The sequence below is a fragment of the Streptomyces mesophilus genome (assembly GCF_040300965.1).
Classification (GTDB): domain Bacteria; phylum Actinomycetota; class Actinomycetes; order Streptomycetales; family Streptomycetaceae; genus Streptomyces; species Streptomyces mesophilus_A.
Genome location: NZ_JBEPEW010000300.1, coordinates 1 through 2,852, shown reverse-complemented (window position 1 = coordinate 2,852; position 2,852 = coordinate 1). Strand labels below are relative to the sequence as shown.

The following is a 2,852-nucleotide window of genomic DNA, read 5'->3' as shown; positions in this document are numbered from 1 at the left end:
GCCCGCTGGGCGGCGCGCTCGGCGTCGCTGAACGCGGCGGGCGGGAAGATCACGTCGGCGGGTGCGCCGAGCAGGTGCCGCTGCGTCCCGGGGAAGGCCGCGAACACCTCGGCGAGCATTCCGGGCCGCTGGCTGCCCTGACCCGGGAAGAGGAAGGCGACCTTGCCGTCCCCGAGCTCACCCTCAGCCGGGAAGACGCCGGCCGCCCGCTTTCCGTCCAGCAAGTCCCGTACCAGCGTGGGCAGTTGATCGGCCGAGTCGGCGACCACCGCGCCGAAGGAGGTCCGTGCGCCGGTCTCCGCGCGCCGGGCCGCCGCGAGCGCGAGGTCCCGCAGCCGCCAGGCGCCGGACTCGGCGAGGGCGAGGGTCTCCTCGGCGGCTTCGCGGGTGCGGAAGACGAAGAGCTCGGCGGGCCACTGCGCGCTGCCCTGCCGGGGCGGGGCGCCGCCTTCGTACGCCTGGAGGACGACGTGGAAGTTGGTGCCGCCGAACCCGAACGCGCTGACTCCCGCGGTCCTGCGCGCGGGCGGCTCGGCCCAGGGCAGGGCGCGTCCATGGAAGGCGAACGGGCTGTCCGCCTCCGACCAGGCCGGGTTGGGCTCCTCGACGTGCAGGGTCGGCGGGCGCACTCCGGTGTGCAGGGCGAGGGCGGTCTTGATGAGTCCGGCGAGTCCGGCGGCGCACTTGGTGTGCCCGATCTGCGATTTCACCGAGCCGACGACACAGCCGCCGCGCTCGGCGCCCGCCTCGGCGAACACCTCGGACAGGACGGTGAGTTCGGTGCGGTCGCCGACGACGGTGCCGGTGCCGTGCGCCTCGACCAGGCCGACGTCGGCGGGTGAGATGCGGGCCTGGGCGTAGGCGCGTTCCAGGGCGGCGCGCTGGCCCTCGGGGCGGGGTGCGGTCAGGCCGAGGGAGCGGCCGTCGCTGGCCGCGCCGACGCCCTTGATCACGGCGTAGATCCGGTCGCCGTCCCGCTCGGCGTCCACGCGCCGTTTGAGGACGACGCAGGCCACGCCCTCGCCGAGCGCGATGCCGTCCGCGTCGGCGGCGAAGGGCCGGCAGCGGCCGGTCTTGGACAGGGCGTGCACGGAGGAGAAGAGCAGGAAGTCGTTGATGCCGTTGTGCAGATCGGCCCCGCCGCACAGCGCGACGTCGGCGGCCCCGGAGACCAGCTCCTTGCAGGCCACGTCGACGGCGGTGAGCGCGGAGGCGCAGGCGGCGTCGACGGTGAAGTTGGCGCCGCCGAGGTCGAGGCGGTTGGCGATACGGCCGGAGATGACGTTGGACAGGAGCCCCGGGAAGGAGTCCTCGGTCAGCTTCGGCAGCTGCTGCTCGATTCCTTCGGGCAGCCGGCCGAGATACGACGGCAGTACGGTCCGCAGGGTCGTGGCATTCGACGTATCGCTGCCGGCCTCGGCACCGAAGACCACGCAGGTGCGCTCGCGCGGGAAGTCCTTGCGGTCGAGCCCGGCGTCCGTCAGCGCCCTGCGGGCGGCTTCGAGGGCGAGCAGCTGGACCGGTTCGATGCTGGCGAGCGAGGCCGGCGGGATCCCGTACGCCAGCGGGTCGAAGGGGATCCGCGGCAGGAAGCCGCCCCACTTGGAGGCGGAGATGTCGTGGGCCTCGGCGTCCTCGCCATAGTGCAGGGCGGGGTCCCAGCGGTCGGCCGGGACCTCGGTGACGGCGTCGGTGCCCGCGAGGATCTGCGCCCAGAAGGCGTCGAGGTCGGGTGCGCCGGGGAACATCGCGGACATGCCGACGACGGCGATGTCGAGGGCGTCGGGTGCGGTCACTTCCTGCGGCGCCTTCTCCGTACGGAGAGCTGCCACGCGCCGTGCGTAGTAGTCCGCCGCACGGTCGGCGACGCCGTGGTGGAGCTCGGCGACGGTGGTGGTCGCGCCGCGCAGGACCGCTACCTCGCCGGCCATGAACATGCCGTCGGCCAGCTGGCGTTGTTCGTCCACGTCGACGAGTTCGTCGCCGATCCGCTCGATGCCCTTGCTGGCGATCCTGAGCCGTCCGACGTTGAGCCGCTCCAGCTCCTCCCAGGCCTGCCGGTCGGGCACGCCCTGCTCGCGCAGTTCGTCCTTGTACGACTGGTAGGCGCCGGTGAACGCGCTGGGCACGCAGCGCGTCGCGTGCCCGGGTGCGGTGTGCAGGAGCTCGGTGGACTCGGCGTCCAGGACGGCCTGCTGGAACAGCGGCCGGATCGCCCCGCAGGCCACGGCCTCCTCGGTGAAGAGGTAGGCGGTGCCCATCAGGACTCCGGTGGCGACGCCCTTGGCGGTGAGCGGCGCGGCGAGCGCGGCCACCATGGCGGCGGAGCGCTCGTCGTGGATGCCGCCCGCGAAGAGGACCTGCACCTCGGCCGGGTCGAGGTCGCCGGCGGCCAGGAAGTCCTCCAGTACGGCGAGTTGGGCCTCCCACAGCGGGAAGCTGTTGCGCGGCCCGATGTGCCCCCCGCACTCGGCGCCCTCGAAGACGAACCGGCGCGCACCGGAGCCGAGGAACTGTCCGAGCAGTCCTGGCGAGGGGACATGCAGGAAGGTGACGATGCCGTCGGCTTCGAGCGCGGCGGCCTGCGAGGGGCGGCCGCCGGCGATGACGACATGGCTGGGGCGCAGTTCCCGTACGGCTTCGAGCTGGGCGGTCCGTACCTCCTCGGGCGCGAAGCCGAGGATGCCGACGCCCCAGGAGCGGTCGCCGAGCGCGGCGCGGGTCTGCTCCAGCATGGAGCGGGTCTGCTCGCGTCCGGCGAGGGCGAGCGCGATGAACGGGAGTCCGCCGCCGTCCGCGACGGCCGCGGCGAACCGGGCCTGGTCGCTGACCCGGGTCATCGGGCCCTGGGC

Annotated in this window: 1 protein-coding gene; it reads right to left on the bottom strand. The window is 73.7% G+C overall.

Annotated features, from left to right (window positions below):
• On the bottom strand, positions 1-2,852 hold a 2,852-nt coding region (locus ABT367_RS41235), incomplete at both ends, for a beta-ketoacyl synthase N-terminal-like domain-containing protein (protein WP_352259096.1).